The following is a 2,513-nucleotide window of genomic DNA, read 5'->3' on the forward strand; positions in this document are numbered from 1 at the left end:
CCCGAAGAACCGCTGGCGCGAGACGAGCCAGTCGCCGGTGAGGCCACCGACCCAGTTCTCGTAGCGCACCCGCATGAAATCGGGATGCCACGTCATGCCGCGTCCCCGCTCGATGAGCGCGTCGCGCAGGTCGGCGTTCTTCGCGCCGTTGCGCAGGTACCACTGCCGGGTCGAGACGATCTCGAGGGGCCGGTCGCCCTTCTCGAAGAACTTCACCGGGTGGGTGATCGGCTTCGGGTCGCCGATGATCTCACCCGATTCCTGCAGCAGCTCGACGATGCGCTTCTTCGCGCTGAACACGGTCTTGCCGGCGAGCTCCGCGAAAGCGGCCTGCGCGGCATCCGTCGACAGCGCCTCGGGGGCGTCGGCGACGATGCGGCCGTCCTTGCCGATGATCGTGCGGTTCGGAAGGCTGAGCTCGCGCCACCAGATGATGTCGGTCACGTCGCCGAAGGTGCAGACCATCGCGATGCCCGAGCCTTTGTCGATCTGCGCGAGCGGGTGCGCGAGCACCGGAACCTCGACCCCGAACACGGGCGTGGTCACGGTGGTGCCGAAGAACGGCTGGTAGCGCTCGTCATCGGGGTGGGCGACGAGCGCGACGCAGGCGGCGAGAAGCTCGGGGCGGGTCGTCTCGATGTGGATGTCGCCGCCGCCGTCGGTGCGATGGAAGGCGAGGCGATGGTAGGCGCCGGGCTGCTCGCGGTCCTCGAGCTCGGCCTGCGCGATCGCCGAGCGGAAGTCGACGTCCCAGAGCGTCGGGGCGAGGTCCTGGTAGGCCTCGCCGCGGGAGTAGTTCTGCAGGAACGCGAGCTGGTTCGTGCGGATCGTCTCGTCGGAGATCGTGCGGTAGGTCTGACGCCAGTCCACGCTGAGTCCCAGCTGCCGGAACAGCGACTCGAAGGTCTTCTCGTCCTCGACGGTCAGCCGCTCGCACAGCTCGATGAAGTTGCGTCGGCTGATCGGGATCTGGTCGGCCGCCTTGCTCGACTTGTTGTCGCCGCCCTCGAACGGGGGCGTGAAGTCGGGGTCATAGGGCAGCGTCGGATCGCAGCGCACGCCGTAGTAGTTCTGCACGCGGCGCTCGGTCGGCAGGCCGTTGTCGTCCCATCCGATCGGGTAGAACACAGTCTTGCCGCGCATCCGCTCGAACCGCACCTTGAGGTCGGTGTGGGTGTAGCTGAAGACGTGTCCGATGTGCAGGCTGCCCGAGGCGGTCGGCGGGGGGGTGTCGACGGAGTAGACGCCCGCGCGTCCCTTCGTCTTGGCCGCGTCACGGTCGAACAGATAGGTACCCGCGGTCTCCCACGCGGCATCCCACTTCGCTTCGAGGCCCTCGAGTGCGGGCTTGTCGGGAACTTCGGCCATGGGGGACTCCTCGAGCGATATATGCGGCACTGTGTGAGCGTGCCTGAGTGTGGACGACCCGATGAGTCTACCGAGGGGCGGATGCCGCGGCACCGCGCACGCGCTCAGCCGAGCGTGGGCTCCCACGGGCCGGCGACGCGCACGGCCTCGTCGTCGCCCGGCCAGGCGGGCGCGGTCGCGCCGAGGATGACGAGGCCGTGACCGTCGCTCGCGAACTGGAACGCGGTGCCGACGGGGATCGCCACGGAGACGCCCGGCACGAGCGCCACGACATCGCTGTGCCCGTCGACCGAACGCCAGAGACGTCCGGTTCCCGCCTGCACGAACCACACCTCTGACACCGTGCGATGCTGATGGGCGATCGTCACCGCGTCGGCAGCGAGGATGAACTGCGCGGTGCTGACCCCGGGCACGCGTGCGAGCACGCGGACCGCCGAGCCGTCGGGCGCGGTGGCCGCCGGCGCCGAGGCCGGGTCGACGGGCACGGGGAGGGACGCGGCATCCATGCGGTCAGTATGGCGCGCGGGGCGCGACAGTCGCGGTCAGCGCCGGTAGACTTGTGCGACCAGCACCGATCCGGCCATCACCGGGGAGCTCGCGGAAGAACGGCTTCGGCCCACTAGACCCGCGCGGGGCAGGCCCGTCACAGCCGCAGTGAAAGAGGACGGATGCCGCGGCATCCGTCAATGCGGGGTGGTACCGCGGCCTCAGGGTCGTCCCGGCAGGAGCACACGAATCCTGTGAGAGAGACGATGACCTACCCCCGCCCGTCCGCTTTCGGACCCTCCGCCGACGTCGCCCCGAGCCCCCGCTTTCCCGAGATCGAGCGCGAGGTGCTCGACTTCTGGGCGCACGACGACACCTTCCGCGCGTCGATCGCCCAGCGCGACGGCGCCGAGGAGTGGGTGTTCTACGACGGACCGCCGTTCGCGAACGGCCTGCCCCACTACGGACATCTGCTGACCGGCTACGCGAAGGACCTCTTCCCGCGCTTCCAGACGATGCGCGGCAAGAAGGTCGATCGGGTGTTCGGCTGGGACACGCACGGCCTTCCCGCCGAGCTCGAGGCGATGAAGCAGCTCGGCATCACCGAGAAGGACGAGATCGAGCGCATGGGCATCGCGACCTTCAACGCGAAGGCCCGT

General features: G+C 69.2%; 3 protein-coding genes. 1 reads left to right on the top strand and 2 read right to left on the bottom strand.

Going from position 1 to position 2,513, the window contains the following annotated elements; all coding sequences use genetic code 11:
* Both ASG00_RS17845 and ASG00_RS08790 read right to left on the bottom strand, forming a co-directional pair.
* Window positions 1-1,368, bottom strand: a 1,368-nt coding sequence (locus ASG00_RS17845; protein WP_235559460.1) for a class I tRNA ligase family protein, incomplete at its 3' end; no start/stop codon positions are given.
* A 104-nt stretch (window positions 1,369-1,472) separates the two neighbouring features.
* Window positions 1,473-1,874 (bottom strand): hypothetical protein, encoded by a 402-nt coding sequence (locus ASG00_RS08790; RefSeq protein ID WP_056208679.1) that lies wholly within the window; start codon window positions 1,872-1,874, stop codon window positions 1,473-1,475.
* 246 nt (window positions 1,875-2,120) lie between these two features.
* On the opposite strand from ASG00_RS08790, the gene ASG00_RS17850 reads away from it, so the two are divergent.
* A partial coding sequence (locus tag ASG00_RS17850; RefSeq protein ID WP_235559461.1) for a class I tRNA ligase family protein occupies window positions 2,121-2,513 on the top strand: 393 nt, incomplete at its 3' end.

Source organism: Microbacterium sp. Leaf351, assembly GCF_001423825.1.
Classification (GTDB): domain Bacteria; phylum Actinomycetota; class Actinomycetes; order Actinomycetales; family Microbacteriaceae; genus Microbacterium; species Microbacterium ginsengisoli.